The organism is Pseudomonas sp. GXZC (assembly GCF_026967615.1).
Taxonomy (GTDB): domain Bacteria; phylum Pseudomonadota; class Gammaproteobacteria; order Pseudomonadales; family Pseudomonadaceae; genus Aquipseudomonas; species Aquipseudomonas azotoformans_A.
On record NZ_CP114115.1, the window covers coordinates 4,529,452 to 4,549,147 of the forward strand.

Annotated in this window: 14 protein-coding genes; 4 read left to right on the forward strand and 10 right to left on the reverse strand. The window is 61.2% G+C overall.

Annotation, left to right across the window (positions count from 1 at the left end):
* Positions 1-291: 291 nt before the first annotated feature.
* Both cysS and OZ428_RS21230 read right to left on the reverse strand, forming a co-directional pair.
* On the reverse strand, positions 292-1,680 hold the full coding sequence (gene cysS, locus OZ428_RS21225; protein ID WP_269131185.1) for a cysteine--tRNA ligase: 1,389 nt from the start codon (positions 1,678-1,680) through the stop codon (positions 292-294).
* 18 nt (positions 1,681-1,698) lie between these two features.
* Positions 1,699-3,399: a glutamine--tRNA ligase/YqeY domain fusion protein gene (locus OZ428_RS21230; protein WP_033903217.1), complete on the reverse strand. Its 1,701-nt coding sequence runs from the start codon at positions 3,397-3,399 to the stop codon at positions 1,699-1,701.
* Between the two features lie 248 nt (positions 3,400-3,647).
* Here OZ428_RS21230 and OZ428_RS21235 point away from each other — a divergent pair, with 248 nt between their 5' ends.
* Together OZ428_RS21235 and lpxH are read left to right on the forward strand one after the other, a co-directional pair.
* Positions 3,648-4,151, forward strand: a complete 504-nt coding sequence (locus OZ428_RS21235) for a peptidylprolyl isomerase (protein ID WP_016977438.1) — start codon at positions 3,648-3,650, stop codon at positions 4,149-4,151.
* Entirely contained in the window at positions 4,148-4,930 is a 783-nt protein-coding gene (gene lpxH, locus OZ428_RS21240; protein ID WP_269131186.1) for a UDP-2,3-diacylglucosamine diphosphatase, read from the forward strand. Before OZ428_RS21235 ends, lpxH begins: the two co-directional genes overlap by 4 nt.
* Positions 4,931-4,992: 62 nt before the next feature.
* Here lpxH and OZ428_RS21245 read toward each other — a convergent pair whose 3' ends face one another.
* The 7 genes from OZ428_RS21245 to OZ428_RS21275 form a co-directional block, all read right to left on the reverse strand.
* Positions 4,993-6,522, reverse strand: a complete 1,530-nt coding sequence (locus tag OZ428_RS21245; protein WP_033903219.1) for a DHA2 family efflux MFS transporter permease subunit — start codon at positions 6,520-6,522, stop codon at positions 4,993-4,995.
* Complete coding sequence (locus OZ428_RS21250; RefSeq protein ID WP_269131187.1) at positions 6,522-7,721, reverse strand: HlyD family secretion protein; 1,200 nt, start codon at positions 7,719-7,721, stop codon at positions 6,522-6,524. The genes OZ428_RS21245 and OZ428_RS21250 overlap by 1 nt, the downstream gene beginning before the upstream one ends.
* A gap of 15 nt (positions 7,722-7,736) precedes the next feature.
* The gene (locus tag OZ428_RS21255) at positions 7,737-9,185 is read right to left on the reverse strand and encodes an efflux transporter outer membrane subunit (protein ID WP_269131188.1); all 1,449 of its coding nucleotides are present in this window, start codon (positions 9,183-9,185) and stop codon (positions 7,737-7,739) included.
* Entirely contained in the window at positions 9,182-9,655 is a 474-nt protein-coding gene (locus tag OZ428_RS21260) for a MarR family winged helix-turn-helix transcriptional regulator (RefSeq protein ID WP_033903222.1), read from the reverse strand. Before OZ428_RS21260 ends, OZ428_RS21255 begins: the two co-directional genes overlap by 4 nt.
* A 171-nt stretch (positions 9,656-9,826) precedes the next feature.
* A complete protein-coding gene (locus OZ428_RS21265) occupies positions 9,827-13,498 on the reverse strand; it encodes a translocation/assembly module TamB domain-containing protein (protein ID WP_269131189.1) in 3,672 nt (1,223 codons plus the stop codon).
* Entirely contained in the window at positions 13,498-15,225 is a 1,728-nt protein-coding gene (locus OZ428_RS21270) for an autotransporter assembly complex protein TamA (RefSeq protein ID WP_269131190.1), read from the reverse strand. Before OZ428_RS21270 ends, OZ428_RS21265 begins: the two co-directional genes overlap by 1 nt.
* 64 nt (positions 15,226-15,289) lie before the next feature.
* A complete protein-coding gene (locus OZ428_RS21275) occupies positions 15,290-15,940 on the reverse strand; it encodes a GNAT family N-acetyltransferase (RefSeq protein WP_177094248.1) in 651 nt (216 codons plus the stop codon).
* 169 nt (positions 15,941-16,109) lie between these two features.
* On the opposite strand from OZ428_RS21275, the gene xthA reads away from it, so the two are divergent.
* Positions 16,110-16,922 carry an exodeoxyribonuclease III gene (xthA, locus tag OZ428_RS21280; protein ID WP_016977422.1) on the forward strand — a complete coding sequence of 271 codons (813 nt, stop codon included), beginning with the start codon at positions 16,110-16,112 and terminating at the stop codon, positions 16,920-16,922.
* Positions 16,923-17,017: 95 nt separating this feature from the next.
* The gene (locus OZ428_RS21285; protein ID WP_269131191.1) at positions 17,018-18,349 is read left to right on the forward strand and encodes a phosphate ABC transporter substrate-binding/OmpA family protein; all 1,332 of its coding nucleotides are present in this window, start codon (positions 17,018-17,020) and stop codon (positions 18,347-18,349) included.
* Between the two features lie 27 nt (positions 18,350-18,376).
* Here the strand turns inward: OZ428_RS21285 and OZ428_RS21290 are convergent, their stop codons facing one another.
* Positions 18,377-19,606, reverse strand: a complete 1,230-nt coding sequence (locus tag OZ428_RS21290) for an acyl-CoA dehydrogenase (RefSeq protein WP_269131192.1) — start codon at positions 19,604-19,606, stop codon at positions 18,377-18,379.
* Positions 19,607-19,696 lie beyond the last annotated feature (90 nt).

Consider the following 19,696-nt stretch of genomic DNA (forward strand, 5'->3'; position numbering starts at 1 on the left):
ATTCTGTTTAATATTTAATGGTTTTTTTGTAACCACCTACATAAGCATGATCGAAGAAAACAAACTCCCCTTACTCGGATACAACCCAGACCTTATATCAAATTACCCTTTCATTGGATGGATTGCTTTTTTCTGTATACCCGTTCACGCGGGGGCTCTGCCAGTTAGATGGGAAATCAGATGGTGGTTTTGATGGAGAATCTATAAATCCCGATAATTTTACGCATGCTGATTCCAAAACAAAAAAACGCCCCGAACCAGTCGGGGCGTTTTTCATTCAGCGTTTACCGATCAAACCTGATCAGCCAACCGCCACGTCGTCCCACCCTTCCCGTCTTCCAACACCACGCCCATCGCGGTCAGTTGGTCACGGATACGGTCGGATTCCGCCCAGTCCTTGTTGGCACGTGCAGCCAGACGCGCCTGAATCAACGCATCAACCTCAGCCGCATCCACACGCCCTTCGGCGCCGGCTTGCAGGAAGTCCTCAGGCTTCATTTGCAGAACCCCAAGCACTCTGGCCAGTTCTTTCAAGCGCGCCGCCAGACCCGCCGCTGCGTCGAGATCGCTCTCACGCAAACGGTTGATCTCGCGCACCATCTCGAACAGTACCGCGCAGGCTTCGGGGGTGCCGAAGTCGTCGTTCATGACTTCGGTAAACCTTGCCACGAACGCGTCGCCACCCGCTGGGGCAACCGAAGGCAGGCCTTTCAACGCATGGTAGAACCGCTCCAGGGCGCCCTTGGCGTCCTTGAGGTTGTCTTCCGAGTAGTTGATGGCGCTGCGGTAGTGGCTCGACACCAGCAGGTAACGCACAACTTCAGGATGGTACTTTTCCAGCACGTCGCGAATGGTGAAGAAGTTGTTCAAGGACTTGGACATCTTCTCGCCATTGATGCGGATCATGCCGCAGTGCATCCAGGCGTTGGCGTAGGTCTTGCCGGTGGCGGCTTCGCTCTGGGCGATTTCGTTTTCGTGGTGCGGGAACTCCAGGTCGCTGCCGCCGCCATGAATGTCGAAGGTCTCGCCCAGGCAGCAGGTGGACATCACCGAGCATTCGATGTGCCAGCCCGGACGACCGGCGCCCCATGGCGACTCCCAGCTCGGCTCGCCCGGCTTGGTGGCTTTCCACAGCACGAAGTCGAGCGGATCCTGCTTGGCTTCGTCGACTTCGATGCGTGCGCCGATACGCAGGTCTTCGATTTTCTTGCGCGACAGTTTGCCGTAACCCATGAACTTGGCGACGCGGTAGTACACGTCGCCATTGCCTGGGGCGTAGGCGTAACCCTTGTCGATCAGGGTCTGGATCATCGCGTGCATGCCAGGGATGTGGTCCGTGGCACGCGGTTCCATGTCCGGCTTGAGGATGTTGAGGCGCGCCTCGTCCTCGTGCATCGCGGCGATCATGCGCTCGGTCAGCGCGTCGAACGACTCGCCGTTTTCGTTGGCGCGGTTGATGATCTTGTCGTCGATGTCGGTGATGTTGCGCACGTACGTCAAGTCATAGCCGCTGAAACGCAACCAGCGGGTCACCAGGTCGAAGGCAACCATGCTGCGGCCGTGGCCGATGTGGCAATAGTCGTACACGGTCATGCCGCACACGTACATGCGCACCTTGTTGCCATCCAGCGGCTTGAAGACTTCTTTGGTCTTGCTGAGTGTGTTGTAGATCGTTAGCACAACGGCTTCCTTAGAGAATCACTGGCCCCACGAATCACGCAAGGTCACGGTACGGTTGAATACCGGGCGACCTGGTTTCGAGTCCTTGATATCCGCGCAGAAGTAACCTTCGCGCTCGAACTGGAAACGGTCTTCCGGCTGTGCGTCGCCAAGCGATGGCTCGGCACGACAACCAGTGAGTACTTGCAGGGAGTCAGGGTTGATGTTGTCCAGGAAGCTGGCGCTGTCTTCGGCCTTTTCCGGGTTCGGCGAGCGGAACAGGCGATCGTACAGGCGCACTTCGCACTCGATGCTGGCAGCCGCTGGCACCCAGTGGATCACGCCCTTGACCTTACGGCCTTCAGGGTTCTTGCCCAGGGTGTCCGGATCGTAGGAGCAACGCAGTTCGACGATGTTGCCATCGGCGTCCTTGATCGCTTCATCGGCACGGATCACGTAGCTGCCGCGCAGGCGCACTTCGCCATTCGGCTCCAGGCGCTTGTAGCCTTTTGGCGGCTCTTCCATGAAGTCATCGCGGTCGATGTAGATTTCACGGGCGAACGGCAGCTTGCGCACGCCGAGTTCTTCTTTTTGCGGATGACGCGGCAACTCAAGGTTGTCGACCTGATCTTCCGGGTAGTTGGTGATCACGACTTTCAACGGACGCAGCACGCACATGGCGCGCGGGGCGTTGGCGTCGAGGTCCTGGCGGATGCTGAATTCGAGCATGCCGAAATCGACCACGCCGTCGGAACGGTTGGTGCCGACCATGTCGCAGAAGTTGCGGATCGACGCAGGCGTGTAGCCACGGCGACGGAAGCCCGACAGCGTGGACATGCGCGGGTCATCCCAACCGTGGACGTGCTTCTCGTCAACCAGTTGCTTGAGCTTGCGCTTGCTGGTGATGGTGTAGTTCAGGTTCAGGCGGCTGAACTCGTACTGGCGCGGGTGCGCCGGTACCGGCAGGCTGTCCAGGAACCATTCGTACAGCGGACGATGGCTTTCGAACTCCAGGGTGCAGATGGAGTGCGTGATGCCTTCGATGGCGTCCGACTGACCGTGGGTGAAGTCGTAGTTCGGGTAGATGCACCACTTGTCACCGGTCTGGTGGTGATGGGCATGGCGGATGCGGTACATGATCGGGTCGCGCAGGTTCATGTTCGGCGAGGCCATGTCGATCTTGGCGCGCAGCACGCGGGCGCCGTCCGGGAACTCACCGGCGCGCATGCGGGCGAACCAGTCCAGGTTCTCTTCCACCGAACGGTCGCGGAACGGGCTGTTCTTGCCCGGCTCGGTCAGGGTGCCACGGTATTCCTTGGCCTGTTCCGGGCTCAGGTCGTCGACATAGGCCTTGCCGGCCTTGATCAGTTCGACGGCCCAGTCGAACAGCTGGTCGAAGTATTTGGAGGCATAGCGCACTTCACCGGACCATTCGAAGCCCAGCCACTTGATGTCGCTTTCGATGGCGTCGATGTATTCCTGGTCTTCCTTGGCCGGGTTGGTGTCGTCGAAACGCAGGTGCGTGACGCCACCGAACTCCTGGGCCAGGCCGAAGTTCACACAGATCGACTTGGCGTGACCGATGTGCAGGTAGCCGTTGGGCTCTGGCGGGAAGCGGGTGACGATCTGCGTGTGCTTGCCCGAATCCAGGTCCGCCTGGATGATCGGGCGCAGGAAATTGACCGGGACAGCAGGTCCGGCCTTGGAATTCGAGGTAGGGTCGACAGTGGGCTTGCTCATAGGATCCTTGAACAGACAAGTACGTGGCCGGGCTAGGCCGACAAAACAAAGGCGATATCATAGCCGATGCTGTCAAGTACCTGACAGAGCGAGGCCAAAAACTGCTGCATTTATTGCACCGGCGGTAAAAAACCACCTCGAAATTCCTGCAGGGCACGCTAAACTGCGCGCCTTGGCCGCAGTTTCGCCATACCGGTCGTGGTGCCCAGGCACCCAAACCCACGAATTCCCTGAAAAGAGTAGTGAACATGACTCAAGTCAAACTGACCACCAACCACGGTGACATCGTCATCGAGCTGAACGCCGAGAAAGCGCCGATCACCGTCGCCAACTTCATCGAGTACGTGAACGCCGGCCACTACGAAAACACTGTTTTCCACCGTGTCATCGGCAACTTCATGGTCCAGGGCGGCGGTTTCGAGCCTGGCATGAAAGAAAAGAAAGACAAGCGCCCAAGCATCCAGAACGAAGCAGACAACGGCCTTTCCAACGACAAGTACACTGTCGCCATGGCCCGTACCATGGAGCCGCATTCGGCCTCCGCGCAATTCTTCATCAACGTCGCCGACAACGCTTTCCTGAACCACAGCGGCAAGAACGTGCAGGGTTGGGGTTACGCGGTATTCGGTAAAGTGACCGAAGGCCAGGACGTCGTTGACAAGATCAAAGGCGTGCAGACCACCGGTAAAGCCGGTCACCAGGACGTTCCGGTAGAAGACGTTATCGTCGAGAAAGCCGAGATCGTTGGGTGATATTGCTGATTTCAGATTTGCATCTGGAAGAGGAGCGCCCGGATATCACCCGGGCGTTTCTGGATCTGCTCCACACCCGCGCCCGAGGCACCCAGGCGTTGTACATTCTGGGGGACTTCTTTGAAGCCTGGATTGGCGACGATGGGATGACGCCCTTCCAGCGCTCCATCTGCGAGGCTCTGCGTGAGCTGAGCGACAGCGGCACCCCGATTTTCATCATGCACGGCAACCGCGATTTCCTGATCGGCAAGGCGTTCTGCAAAGCAGCAGGTGCCACCTTGCTCAAGGACCCGAGTGTCGTGCAGCTCCATGGCGAGCCCGTGCTGTTGATGCACGGCGACAGCCTCTGTACCCGCGACGTCGGCTATATGAAGCTGCGACGCATCCTGCGCAACCCCATTGTGCTGTTTATCCTGCGTCATCTTCCTTTGAGCACCCGCCACAAGTTGGCGCGCAAGCTGCGCAGCGAAAGCCGGGCGCAAACGCGCATGAAGGCTAACGACATTGTTGATGTCACCCCCGAGGAAGTGCCACGGGTGATGCAGCAGTTCGGCGTGCGCACCCTGGTCCACGGCCACACCCACCGCCCCGCCATTCATAAGTTGCAGATTGGTGACCAGGCGGCCAAGCGCATTGTGCTGGGGGATTGGGACAAGCAAGGGTGGGCATTGCAGGTGGATGAGCAAGGGTTTCAGTTGGCGGCGTTTGATTTTGTAAACCCGCAGTTGGCGCTGCCTGTGGGAGCCGGGCTTGCCCGCGATGCAGGCACCTCGGTGTAACAAAAGCACCGAGGTGCCTGCATCGCAGGCAAGCCAGCTCCCACATGGATCGAGTACATCCCTTAGTGGCCAGAAGCTGCCGGCCCCGCCTTCGCGGTAAACGGCGGCTTCGCCAACCACACCAGCAACATCAACCCCATGAACATCCACCCCAGCAACGTGAAGTAGTCCACGGTGGACATCATGTACGCCTGGCTGGTGAGAATCTGATCCAGCTGCGCATACGCCTTGTGCCCTGCCCCGCCCAGTGCCTGCAAGGCATCGCGGGTGGCGGAGTCGTAGGTGGTCATGTTTTCGCTCATGTACGCATGGTGCTGGTCCGCCCGACGGATCCAGATCCAAGTGGTCAGCGACGCCGCAAAACTACCGCCCAACGTCCGCAGGAAGGTGGCCAGGCCAGCGCCATCGGCAATCTGGTGCGGCGGCAGGTCGGACATCAGGATGCTCAGGGTCGGCATGAAGAACAGCGCCACGCCGATGCCCATGAACAGCTGCACCAGGGCGATGTGCTGGAAGTCCACTTCATTGGTGAAGCCGGCGCGCATGAAGCAGCTCAGGCCAATCGCCAGGAACGCCAGGCCCGCCAGCAGGCGCAGGTCGAACTTGTGCGCGTACTTGCCCACGAACGGCGACATCAACACCGGCAGAATCCCGATCGGCGCTACCGCCAAGCCAGCCCAAGTGGCGGTGTAGCCCATCTGGGTCTGCAGCCATTGCGGCAGGATCAGGTTGATACCGAAGAAGCCTGCGTAACCCAAGATCAGCACAATGGTGCCGATGCGGAAGTTACGGTAGGCGAACAGCTTCAGGTTGACCACCGGGTGTTTGTCGGTGAGTTCCCAGATGATGAACACCGCCAGGGCAATCACCGAAATCGCTGCACCAATGATGATGAAGTTGGATTCGAACCAGTCCAGGTCATTGCCTTTGTCGAGGATGATCTGCAAGGCGCCGACGCCGACGATGAGGCTCAACAGCCCCACGTAGTCCATCGGTTGATGGCTGGTGACCACGGGGCGTTTCTTCAGTTGGGAACGCACCACCATCACCGCAAAAATGCCGATCGGTACGTTGATGAAGAAGATCCACGGCCAGCTGTAGCTGTCCGTAATCCAGCCGCCGAGGATCGGTCCGGCAATCGGTGCCACCACCGTGACCATCGCGAGCAACGCCAGGGCCATGCCACGCCTCGCTGGGGGATAGACCGCGATCAGCAGGGTCTGGGTCATCGGGTACAACGGCCCGGCGACTAAGCCTTGCAGCACCCGAAAGCCGATCAGCTCGGGCATCGAGGTGGAAATACCGCAGAGGAACGACGCCAGCACAAACAGGATGGTCGCCCACAGGAACAGCTTCACCTCGCCAAAGCGGCGGCTCAGCCAGCCAGTCAGCGGCAAGGCAATCGCATTGCTCACCGCGAACGAGGTGATGACCCAGGTGCCCTGCTCAGAACTCACGCCGAGGTTGCCGGAAATGGTCGGCAACGCCACGTTGGCGATGGTGGTGTCGAGCACCTGCATAAAGGTCGCCAGCGACAGGCCAATAGTGGCCATCAACAGGCTGGGTGGCGTGAAGGAGGCGTTATTGCTCATCAGCGTTGCACAGCCTTGGGCGCGGCGAGGCTGTTGTCATGGATCAATTGGGTGATCATGGCGTCGGCTTCAGCGAGTTGGCGGTCATACACATTGGTGGTAAACGAGGCTTTCTGCGGTGCCTGTTGCGCCAGGACCGGGCCGCTCTGGTCGTGCAAATCGACGTTGACCAGGGTGCTCAAGCCCACGCGCAGCGGGTGCTTGGCCAGCTCATCGGCGTTGATATGGATGCGCACCGGCACCCGTTGCACGATCTTGATCCAGTTACCGGTGGCGTTCTGCGCCGGCAGCAGCGCGAACGCACTGCCCGTGCCCGCACCGAGGCTGTCGATGGTGCCGCTGAATTTCACGTCGCTGCCGTAGATGTCCGACTCGATGTCTACTGGCTGGCCGATACGCATGTCGCGCAGCTGGGTTTCCTTGAAGTTGGCGTCGATCCACAGCTGGTTCAGCGGGATCACCGCCATCAACGCGGTGCCCGGTTGCACACGCTGGCCCAGTTGCACGGTGCGCTTGGCCACGTAGCCGGTGACCGGTGCAATCAAGGTGCTGCGCGCATTGGTCAGGTAGGCCTGGCGCAATTGCGCGGCGGCGGCCTGCACGTCCGGATGGGACGAGATCACGGTGTCATCCACTAATGCGTTGGTGGTTTTCAGTTGCTGCTCAAGGTTGGTCAGCGCGTTTTTAGCGGCGGTCAGGCTGTCACGGGCGTGGGACAGTTCTTCCTGGGAAATCGCCCCGCCCTGGGCCAGGGTTTTACGGCGGTTGAAGTTGTCCAGGGCGGTTTGCACGTCGGCTTTCTGTGCGTTGACCTGGGCCTTCATGCCGTCGACGTTGCTGTACAGGCCGCGCACCTGGCGCACGGTACGGGCCAGGTTGGCCTGGGCACTTTGCAGGCCGACGGCGGCGTCGTTCGGATCGAAGTTGACCAGCACCTGGCCTTCGTGGACCAGGTCGCCATCATCGGCGCCGATGCTGACCACAGTGCCGGTGACCAACGGGGTGATCTCCACCACGTTGCCATTCACGTAGGCGTCGTCGGTGCTCTCGTTGAAGCGGCCGTAGAGTTCATACCAGCCCCACACGCCCACCACCGCCAGGACGACGATCAGCGCCAGGCCGATCAGCATCACTTTGCGTTTGCGGGGGTTGTTGTCCTGGGGTTGTTCAGTTGCGTGGGTGTTTTCGGCAGTGGCCATGACAAATACCTCAAATTATTCCGAGCGGGCGGGGGTGGTCGCGGCCATGTTCCTGGCGTCGTATCCGCCACCCAGGGCCTGCATCAATTGAATCGACAGATCGATCTGCGCGGCATTCAGCGTCGCCAGCTGACGCTGGGCCTGCAGCAATTGCTGCTCGATGCTGAGCACATCCAGGTAGTTGCCGATGCCGGAGCTGTAGCGCTGCACACCGGTGTCGTAGGACTGCTGGGCAATGTCCGCGGCATGTTGCTGGGCCTGGATCTGCCGGCCGGTGTCGCGCAGTTGTGAAAGGGTGTTGCCGATATCGCCCAGGGCTTGCACCAGGGTCTTGTTGTACTGCGCCACGGCCAGGTCGTAGTCGGCGTCGCGGGCATCGAGGTCGGCGCGCAGGCGGCCGCCGTCAAAGATCGGCAGCGAGATCGTCGGCGCAATGTTGAAGAAGCGGCTGGCCGAACCGAACATCGCATCCCCCAGCAACGACTCGGCCCCGGCGCTCGCGCTCAGGTTGAGGTTGGGGTAGAAGCGGGTCTTGCTCGCGTCGATATTCTTGCCGGCCGCTTCGACGCGCCAGCGCGCGGCGATCAGGTCTGGGCGACGGCCCAGCAACTCGGCGGGCAACACCGAGGGCACGGCGACAGCGCTGGGTTTCAGCACGTTGGGCCGAGCCAGTTCACTGCCACGGTCCGGGCCTTTGCCGAGCAACACCGCCAGGGCGATCTTGGCACTTTGCAGCTGTTTTTCCGCGTCGATCAGTTGCGACTGGGAGCTGGCTTCCAGGCTTTCGGTCTGCTGGTACTGGTAGTGGCTGTCGATGCCCGAGTTCAGGCGGCGCTGGCCCAGGTCGAGCATCTGCCGGGTGCGCTTGAGGTCGTCGTTGGCCAAGTCCCGCACGATATGGGCCTGGCCCAGGTCGCTGTAGGCCTTGGCCACGTTGGCGGCCAGGGTCAGGCGCGCGGCCTGTTGATCGACCTGGGCGGCACGCGCCTCGCCCAACGCCGCTTCCCAGGCGGCCCGCTGGCCGCCCCAGAGGTCGAAGTTGTAGTTGAAGCTGGCGCCGATGTTGCGCACGGTGGAATAGGCATCGCCTTCGCCCCGTGGGTCCTGGTCTTTGGCCAGGCGCGAGCGTGTCACACCGGCGCTGGCATCCAGGGTCGGCATGCGCTCGGCGTTGGCGGCATAGGCAGCGGCTTCAGCCTGATGGGCACGCGCGCTGGCGACTTGCATGTCAGGGCTGTTTTGCAGGGCTTCCTGGATCAGGCCGTCGAGCTGTGGGTCGCCCAGGCTTTTCCACCAATCGGCGCTGGGCCAGGCCGCGCTCGACAGGGTCACGCCGCTCAACGTCTTGCCGGTTTGCAGGCTAGCGGCGTCGAGGCGTTGGCCTTGGGTGTCGAGGCCGCTGTAGTTGGCGCAACCGGCCATGCTCATGGCCACCAGCACCAGGCTAAGTGCGCGTCTGTTCATTCATTACCTACCCGCTGGATGACGATCGCGTCACCGGCAGCTACCAGAATTTTCTTGAGGATCCGTTCCAGGGTTTGCAACTCGCCGGGCTCCAGGGCGCCGGCCAGTTCGTTCATCGACTGCGCGCCGATGTGCGGCAGCATGTCCGCCAGGCGCTGGCCGTCTTCGGTGAGCACCAGCCGCACCTGGCGCCGGTCCTGCTCGGAACGCTGGCGTGCCAGCAGGCCCTTCTGTTCAAGTCGGTCGAGCATGCGGGTCATGGAACCGCTGTCCAGGGACAGGTTGCGGCACAGCTCCGCCGGGGTATCGACGTCGAACTGGGCAATGATGATCAACACCTTGAACTGCGCGGCGGTTACACCGTGCGGCTCCATATGGGTGTCGATAATGCGGTCCTTGAGCAGCGCCGCCCGGCCTAGAAGCAGGCCAAGATGGCAGTTGCGAAAACTGTCAGGGGTGAAGTGGGGCATCGGAAGTCACCTTATTACTGCCTAGGCAGCGAATGTATGACAAGATGTTACTGCTTAGGCAGCGAATGTCAAATGGAATTATTAGCTTGCTTGGTAATTGCGCGACAGGCGGGCTGAAATCCAAATAAATGTGGGAGCAAGCCCGCTCCCACATTTTTTACCGAGTAAGGTTTAGAAATCGCGTTTGTAGAAGATATCCAGGGAACTGGCCACACCACTGGCCACTTCCAGATACACCTTCTTGCTCAACAAATAGCGCAAGGCGATCGTACTGGCCGGTTCGAATACCCCCACCCCATACCGCAGGCTGAGTTTCTCGGTGATCTTGCCGCTGGCCACCACGGCGGTGTTGTTGCCGCTGCCCTGGGTGTCGAGTTCGAAGTCCTGGATGCCCAGGTTCTTCGCCAGGTCCGACGTTACCCCAGCACTGCCCATCAACCCCAGGCCCAACGCCGCCTGGGCCAGCATGTTGTTGTCTTCACCGGTGGTGCTCAGCGGACGCCCCAGCACCAGGTAGGACAGTGCCTGTTCCTGGCTCATCGCCGGTTCGGAGAAGATCTGCGTAGTGGGCTGTTCGGCGCTGCCGCTCAGGCGGATACCGGCGATCACATCGTCGGTCTTGCGGATCGCTTCAATGTCCAGGTACGGCTGGTCCAACGGCCCGGCAAACAGCAACCGCGCACGACGAACGTCCAGCTTCTGGCCGTAGGCGCGGTAACGCCCATCGTTGAGCCACAGCTCGCCACGGGTGTCCATGTTGTCACCAATATGCACCTGGCCCTGCACCTTGGCGGTGAGGCCGAAGCCTGAGAAGTTGAGCTTGTCTTCACCCACCACCACGTCGATGTCCATCGCCATCGCCATCGGCGGCTTGCCCTCTTCGGTCTGGCTGCCGATGATCACCGTGTCATCCGAGACCTTGACGGTGGACGGCGGCAGTTCGCGTACGGTGATATCGCCGCGTGGGATGTGCACTTTGCCAGCGATGGCAAGCTTGTCGTTCTTCAGGCTGATTTTCAGGTCGGGCGCCACTTCCAGCACGGCGTAGGGTTCCACCGTGACCGGCAGTTGCGAGCCTTGCAGGCTGAGGTCCACCACCAGCGCCTGGCCCCAGTCGATCTGGCCCTTGAGGCTGCCCTGCCCCGCCTTGCCACTGCGCCAGCCACCGTTGAGCTGCACGCTTTCACCGGCAATCAGCGCCTGCACGTTTAAACCTTCCAGGCTGATGGGCAGCTCCGGACCGGAAATCTCGCCGCCCACCAGGTTCACGTTGCCGTTGACCTGGGGCGCCAACAGGCCACCGGAGATACGCCCATTGCCATTGAGCTTGCCGCTGAGGGTTTCCACCATCGGCACAAACGGCCGCGCCACCGCGAGATCGAGACCGACCAGGCTGAAGTTGCCAGTGATCGGCTTGTTCTTCGGCAACGGGTTGATCTGCGCCTGCACCATCAATTCGCCAAGCTTGCCGCCACGGAAATTCAGCTGGGTGTCGATGCGCTTGGGATTGAGGGTGGTTTCCAGCTTGAGCGTGTCGTAGGGGAAGTCCAGCCACTGGTCCTTGTCCTTGACGCGCAAGGTGCCGCCGCTGGCATCCACCGCGACCACGCCTTTAGGGCCGCTGTCGGGCAGGTCCAGTTGCAGGTCGGCGTTGAGCTTGCCCTGCCAGGCGAAATCCTTGGGCAGGAACGCCGCCAGGCTGTCGATGGGAAATTGCTTGAGGTGGTAACGCAGCTTCGGTTCGGGCATTAGGCGCTGGTCTTCGCCGCACAGGCTGGCCGGGCCGGACACCCAGCAGTGCGCAGCAAATGTCAGCTTGCCATCGGCCATGCGTTCGATTTTCGCCGGGGCTTGCAGCTTCCAGTCCTGGCCGCCGGCTTGGACATCGCCGCTGGCCAGGCGCCCACGCCAGTTGCCTTTGTCGAGGTTGCCATCCAACGCGAGGGCGAGCTTGACCAGCGGCCCGACCAGGTCCAGTTGGACTTTCTGGTTCTTGATATCGCCCTGGGCGCTGGCGGTCAGGGTGCCCACCTGAGTGTCGCCGGATTGGATGCCGCCGCCTTTCAGGTCGATCCTGGCAAGCTGGGCACTGTCGAGGTTGGCGTCGAGGGTGAGGTTTTGCAGGCGGTTATCGGCAAATGCCAGTTGCTGGCCCTTGAGAGCGAGCTTGCCCTGGGGGGCGTTGAGGCTGCCGGCCACGTCGAGTCGACCGTTGACCTGCCCGCGCAATTGCGGCCAGAGCTGGGCCAGGCGCGCCAACTTGATATCGATCTGCCCGGCCAGGCGCTGTTGCAGGCTGCCGCTGCCGTTGATGCGGTTGTCACCCAGGCGGATATCCAGGTTGGCCAGGGTCCACTGCTCGCCCGCGCCTTCCGCCTTGGCCGCCAACACAGCGGTTTGCCCGCGCAGGCGACCCTTGAGGTCGAGGTCGGCGTTCAGCTTGAGTTGCGCGTTCTTGAACTCGCCCTTGCTGCGTAGCGGCCCGGCCAGGGTGCCCGGCAGTTCTGCGACCCAGTACGCCGGGTTCAGTGCCGACAGGTCCAGCGCGGTGTCCCAGGCAATGCCCTCGGCGAATTGCAGGTTCAGGTGGCCTTCGGCCTTGCCCTGGCCAGCAGTCAGTTTCAGCTCAGGCAGGAAAATTTGCTTGAGGTCGCCACTGAACGGCGTGACCACATTGAACTTGCCCGCCGGGCCGTCGAGGTCGGCCTTGAGGTTGCCCAGGTAGTTGCCGTCCTTGTAGGAAATCTCACCATTGAAAGTACGCAGCGCGACTTGTGGCTCGTCGATCACCGGGTAGAGGCGGTGCCAGGGGAAGTCCAGCCAGTCGATCTTGGCGTCGGCGCTGAAGCCCTGTTGCCAATCCAATTGGGCCGTCAGCTTGAGGCTCTGTTTGTCACCGGCATTCAGGTCCAGACCGGCGATCTGCGCGCCCTTGGCGTCGACCCGGCCTTGCAGCAGCAAGTCCACCGGGCCTTTTTCCGCAGGCAGCACGGCCTTGCCCAGCAGTTGGTAGCCGCGGCTCAAGTCGCCTTTGGCGGTGAGGTCAAGTTGATTGAGTTGCAGGGTGTCGGGCAGATCGGCGCTCGGTTTGAAACCGTCGGCGGTGATGTGCACCTGGGCCGGAAGGTTTTCCGCCAGCGGTTGCAGTTCGCCCGTGAGCTTGGCTGGCAGGTAACCGCTGCTGTCGGCGTCGAGCTTGAGGGTCTTGAGCAGGTCGCCTTCAACCTTGAGCGCCACCTTCCACGCTGCGCCGCCCGGTGCGTAGGGCAGGCTCAGGTTACCGGTGGCACTCAATGGCCAGTCGCCGATGGGTTGCAGCAGGCCGGCGAGGTCCAGCACCAGGTCATCCCGTTGCAGGTGTACCGAGTCGATCTGCATGCCGGCCGCCGTCCAATGCGCCGCGAGTTGCAGCCCCTTGAGTTCTTCGCTGCCATTAAACAGAAGGCTGCCAACGCGAACGTCGCCCAACTGGATGGCTACCGGCAGTTTCAAATCCGGCAGTTGGATCGGACCGCTGCTTTCTTCGGTGCTCGGTGGAAATTGCAGGCTGACCTGTTCCACGTCCAGGTGATTGATGCACAGCGTCATGCGCAACAGGCACGCCGGCGACCAATCAAAAGTGGGGGCCTTGAGTTCGACGCGGCTGCTGTCCTGCTGCCACAGCAAATGGTCGGCGCTCCATCGGCCACCCAGATGCCCCTGGAAATTTTCGACCGTCAACCCCGGTACACGGCCCAACGCCCAGCGGCTGCCCGCCTGGGTGCCGAGCACCGTCCACACTGCCAACAACAGCACGGCAAGGATGGCCACCACAGCCAGCCCCGCTATTTTCACACCACGCATCACAGCTCAGGCCCCATGGAAAAGTGCAATCGAATGCCGCCCGGATCTTCGAGGGCATGGGCCAGGTCGAGGCGGATCGGGCCGACCGGCGAAACCCAGCGGAGACCCACACCGACGCCGGTTTTGAGGCTGGGCATTTCCAGGGTATTGAATGAGTTGCCCTGGTCGATAAAAGTTGCGATCCGCCATTTCTCGGCGATGGAGTATTGATACTCAGCGCTCAGGGCCACCATGTAACGGCCACCAATGCGATCACCGCGGTCGTTCTCGGGCGACAGCGTCTGGTACTCGTAGCCCCGCACACTCTGGTCACCACCGGCAAAGAAGCGCAGCGACGGCGGCACCGACTTGTAACCGTTGGTGGCACTGCCGCCCACCTGCGCACGGGCGAGAAAGCGGTGGTTGTCCCACAGGGTGGTCAGGCCTTTGACCATGGCCGTGCCATAAAGCAGGTTGGTATCGGAACCCAGGCCTTCTTTGGCGACCTTGGTGTCGAATTGCAGGCGGTAGCCGTTGTGCGGGTCGATGCGGTTGTCGCTGCGCAGGTAGGAATAGCTGACGCCCGGCATCACCAGGTTACTCAGGCCGGAGTCATTGCCCAGACGGTATTCTTCGCGCTGGTACTTGAGCGAAATCACCCGGGTCCAGCCGCTGGGCAACTTGCTGTGCCATTCAGGGCCGAGGGTCAGCAACTTACTGACCGTATCAGTGTTGGCGATTTCTTCGTTCTGGTAGCCACCCGCAAAACGCAGCTTATCGGTGAGCGGTGGGTCGAGCGGGATGTCGTACCACAGGCCGACGTTCTGCCGGGGCGCCGACAGCTCGGCTTCCCAGCCATAACTGTGGCCCTGGGGGTTGACCCAGTGACGGGTCCAGTTGGCTTTGCCGCGCGGGCCGACGTCGGTTGAAAACCCCAGGCCCAACCCCATGGTGCGCGGCTTGCGGGTCTCCAGGCGCACGGCCACCGGGATGATGTCATTGGTTGAGGCGGCGGGAGCTGCGTCCACGCGCACACCTTCGAAGAAACCACTGGCTTGCAGGTTCTGGTTGAGTTCGGCGATCAGTTCGGAGTCATAAGGCGTGCCGCTTTTGAACGGCACCATGCGTTGCAGCAGGTCTTCGTCAAATGGCGTATCGCCAGCAAAGCTGACTTTGCCAAGGGTGTAGCGCGGGCCGCTGTCGTAGATGAGTTCGATATCGGCGACGCCAGCTTGCGGGTCGACCGCGAGTTTCTGGCTGGTGAAGCGCCCACTGAAAAAACCGTAGCGTGAGGCCTGGTTCTGGATCAGACGCTTGGCGTCTTCGTAATGGCCGTGATTGAGCACGGCGCCGGATTTGAGGTCGTTGCTGACGGGCACGCGAAAGGCCTTGAGGTCGGCGGCCTGGCCGTCGACCCGAATGGTCACGTTACGCAAATGCACCGGTTCGCCGGGGTTGATGGTGAGGATCAGGCGCGGGTTCTTGCCGCCCTTCACGTCACTTTCGATCTGTGGCTGATAGAAGCCTAGGGCCTGGGCGGCTTTGCGCGCCTGCTCCTCGGCGCCACGGCTGAACCGCAGCAAGGCTTCTTCATCACGATCGCCCACCCCGCCGATATAGCCTTCGATGTTGGCTTTCAACGCGTCGTTTGAGGGTTTGATCCGCACGTCCAGTTCGCTTTGCGCCAAGGCGCCGCAGCTTGTGAACAGCAGAATCAAGCCGCTGGTAAATCTTCCTGGAAACTTCATAGGCGCGGATGCTACACGACCTGGGGAGCCTCTTTGAACTCGGAAATGTCTGAATAATTCTGTACTAAGCCGTTGCAGCATGTAACGACTGGGGATTGGGGTGGAAAAACACGTGCTCCAGGATGGGGCCTACAGCGACTTCACCGATCTCCTGGTAGCCCTGACGCTTGTAGAACTCAAGGTAACGTGAGTTGCCAGTGTCCAGCACCACGCCAGACGAATGCGGGTCTTCGGCGCACCAGTTGTGCACGGCCTCCAGCAACTGCTCGCCGTAGTGTTTGCCCTGGAATTGCGGGTGAATGCCCAGCAACGGCAGCACATGCACGGACTCACTGGGCAGGCACGCCAGCACAGCGTGGTGATAGTCGAGGTAACGTCGCGTCCCGCGCACGCCCGTGCTCAACCACATGCGCAGTTGCCAGGCCCAGCTTTCGGTAATCCCCAGGCGCCGCTGCGGTGGTGCGATCAAAGCGATGCCGATCAGCCGGTCGTTGACGAACAGACCAATGGCCGGCAGTTTCTGAAAGAAGTGCTGCTTGACCAGCTCACGCACGGTGGCGCGTACCCGCTGTTCATAGCCAGGACGCTCGGCTTCGAAGATGTAGGCGAACGTCGGCTCATGCCGATAAGCCTGGTACAGCAAGGAACGGGCTTCGCGGGAATAGCCGCTGTTGAGCAGGCGAATTTCAGCAGTTGCAGTTGAAGTGTCCGGCATACCGTCAATCTCCCTGGGCGCGGCTCAAAAGGCCACGTTCTTATGGGTACGAACCTACACAGCACCAGTCGTTCCCAGACATTAGCAGTGCAACTGCCCTACCGCCACGCTGGCCCCCGTCCGACTTGTCCGCTAGCATCGCCCTTTTGCCAGGACTGGACTGCCGACCATGAAAATCGTCTCCTTCAATATCAACGGGCTGCGCGCCCGCCCTCATCAGCTGGCGGCGCTGATTGAAAAGCACCAGCCCGACGTGATCGGCCTGCAGGAAACCAAGGTCCACGATGACCAGTTTCCACTGGCCGAAGTACAGGCCCTTGGCTATCACGTGTACTACCACGGTCAAAAAGGTCACTACGGTGTGGCCCTGCTCTCGCGCCAGCCGGCGTTGAGCCTGCACAAAGGCTTCGCCAGCGACGAAGAAGACGCCCAGCGCCGGTTTATCTGGGGCACCTTCGCCGATGAGAACGGCCAACCGGTCACCATCATGAACGGTTACTTCCCCCAGGGCGAAAGCCGCGACCACCCCACCAAGTTCCCGGCCAAGCAGCGCTTCTACGAAGATCTGCAACAGTTGTTGGAAAGCCAGTTCAGCAATGACCAGGCGCTGGTGGTGATGGGCGACATCAACATTTCCCCGGAAGACATCGACATCGGCATCGGTGCCGACAACGCCAAGCGCTGGCTCAAGACCGGCAAGTGCAGCTTCCTGCCGGAAGAGCGCGAGTGGATGGCGCGCCTGAAGAACTGGGGCCTGGTGGACAGCTTCCGTCACCTCAACCCAGAGGTTGCAGACCGCTTCAGCTGGTTCGACTACCGCAGCCGTGGCTTTGAGGATGAACCCAAGCGCGGCCTGCGCATCGACGTGATCCTGGCCTCCAATGGCCTGCTGTCGCGGGTCAAGGATGCCGGGGTGGACTACGAATTGCGCGGCCTGGAAAAGCCGTCGGACCATGCGCCGATCTGGCTGGAACTGAGCTGATCCCCTGATGGGGCCGAACCCTCGGCCCCGTCATATTTATGCAACCTGCCTGACTTATTCTCGCAGCACTCCCTTTGGCTTGAGAAGGTGCCGGCATGAGGCTGCGCGTTCTGTTCCTGCTGGTGCTGTTTCCCCTCGTCGCTGTGGCCGCTCCCCTCCCCGTTCCTGATCAAGGTCCTGCCTTGCGCATCCAAGGCTCCAATACCATTGGCGCAGCGCTTGGCCCGGCATTGGTCAAGGGCTTGATGGAGCATCAGGGGTTGCAGGCGGTGCACAGCGAACCGGCCGAGGGTGCCAATGAACAGCGCGTGATCGGCAAGACGCGCCAAGGCAAGACGGTGATCATCGAAGTCGCCGCTCACGGATCAAGTACCGGCTTCACGGCGCTAAAAAAATCCACCGCGGACTTGGCGGCTTCATCGCGCCCGATCAAAGACAGCGAACTGGTTGACCTCGAGCCCTTGGGCGACCTGAAAAGCCCTGAAGCCGAACAGGTGATCGCCATCGATGGCCTGGCCATCATCCTCCACCCGCTAAACCCGCTGAACACCCTGAATACCGAGCAACTGGCGCAGATCTTCAATGGCGAGGTCGCAACCTGGGAGGCGCTCGGAGGCGTCGGCGGGCCGATTCATCTGTATGCGCGAGATGACCAATCCGGCACCTACGACACCTTCAAGGAACTGGTACTGCGCCTGCGTGGCAAACCGCTCGCGCCGGGCGCCAAGCGTTTCGAGTCCAGCGAGCAATTGTCCGACGCGGTCAGCCAGGATCCCCAAGGCATTGGCTTTATCGGCCTGCCCTACGTCCGCCAGGCCAAGGCGGTGGCCATTGTGGATGGCGACTCGCAACCCATGTTGCCGTTGAACAGCCTGATTGCGACCGAGGATTATCCACTGTCACGTCGGCTGTTCTTTTACTGGCCGCCATCGAGTCGCAATCCCTGGGCCAAGGCGTTGGTGGACTTCAGCCAGAGCAGCAAAGGCCAGGCAATCGTGGCCGCCAATGGCTTTATCGCCCAGCAGGTGCAGGCGATGGCCGTGGAGCCACGTACGTCGATGCCTGATGACTATCAAGCGATTGCGCGAGATGCCCAACGCCTGACGGTGAATTTTCGTTTCGAGGAAGGCAGCGCCAGCCTGGACAACAAGGCCCGCCAGGATTTGCAGCGGGTGGTGGCGTACCTCAAAAGCCACAACAAGCTGGACAAGCAGGTGACGCTGGTGGGCTTTGGCGATGCCAAGAACGATCCGCAGCGGGCAGCGTTGCTGTCAAAGTTGCGGGCAATGGCGGTGCGCCGGGAATTGGTCAAGAACGGTGTGGTATTGCGCGATATCCGCGGGTTTGGCGCGCAGATGCCGGTGGCGGCGAATACGGCGGATGAAGGGCGGATCAAGAATCGGCGGGTGGAGGTTTGGGTGTATTGAATACCCAACCTCCCCGCCTATTGCTGTTTATTGCCCGCTGCGCATCAGCTCTTTAGGCACATATTTGCCAATCTCGAACTTGCCGATCGCCGCCCGGTGCACTTCATCCGGACCATCGGCCAGGCGCAAGGTACGTTGCATGGCGTACATATAGGCCAGCGGGAAGTCATTGGAGACACCGGCACCGCCATGGATCTGGATCGCACGGTCGATCACCTTCAAGGCCACATTCGGCGCGACCACCTTGATCTGGGCGATTTCGCTTTTCGCGACTTTGTTACCCACGGTGTCCATCATGTACGCCGCCTTCAAGGTCAGCAGGCGCGCCATGTCGATTTCCATGCGTGAGTCAGCGATCTTGTCGATATTGCCGCCCAGGCGCGCCAATGGCTTACCGAACGCAGTCCGGCTGATGGAACGCTTGCACATCAATTCCAGCGCGCGCTCGGCCATGCCGATGGAACGCATGCAGTGGTGGATACGGCCTGGGCCAAGGCGGCCCTGGGCGATTTCAAAGCCACGGCCCTCACCCAGCAACACGTTTTCGTAGGGTACGCGCACATTGTCGAACAGCACTTCGGCATGGCCGTGGGGCGCATCGTCATAGCCGAACACCGGCAGTGGGCGCACGATTTTCACACCGGGGGTATCCACCGGCACCAGGATCATCGAGTGCTGCTGGTGGCGCGGTGCGTCCGGGTTGCTCAGGCCCATGAAGATCAGGATCTTGCAGCGCGGGTCGCAGGCGCCGGAGGTCCACCATTTCTTGCCATTGATCACCCACTCGTCGCCCTGGCGCTCGGCGCGGGCGGCCATGTTGGTGGCATCCGAGGACGCCACATCCGGCTCGGTCATGGCGAACGCGGAGCGGATCTCGCCGCGCAGCAGTGGCTGCAACCAGCGTTGTTTCTGTTCTTCGTTGGCGTAGCGCACCAGCACTTCCATGTTGCCGGTATCGGGGGCGGAGCAGTTGAACGGCTCCGGGCCCAACAGCGAACGGCCCATGATTTCAGCCAGCGGCGCGTATTCAAGGTTGGTCAGGCCGGCGCCCAGCTCGGATTCCGGCAGGAACAAGTTCCACAGGCCTTCGGCTTTAGCCTTGGCCTTCAGCTCTTCCATGATTGCGGTGGGCTGCCAGCGGTCGCCTTCGCTGACCTGGCGTTCGAACACCGGCTCGGCCGGGTAAACGTAAGCGTCCATGAACGCAGTGACGCGTTCACGCAGTTCCTGAACCTTGGGCGAATAGGCGAAATCCATGAGCAGCTCCCTTCTCTGAGAGGTTGTTTAGGTCATGCAATCGATGCTAGAACAGCGTTGATAATTTACCTAGCCTATTCTCGGCGTGTA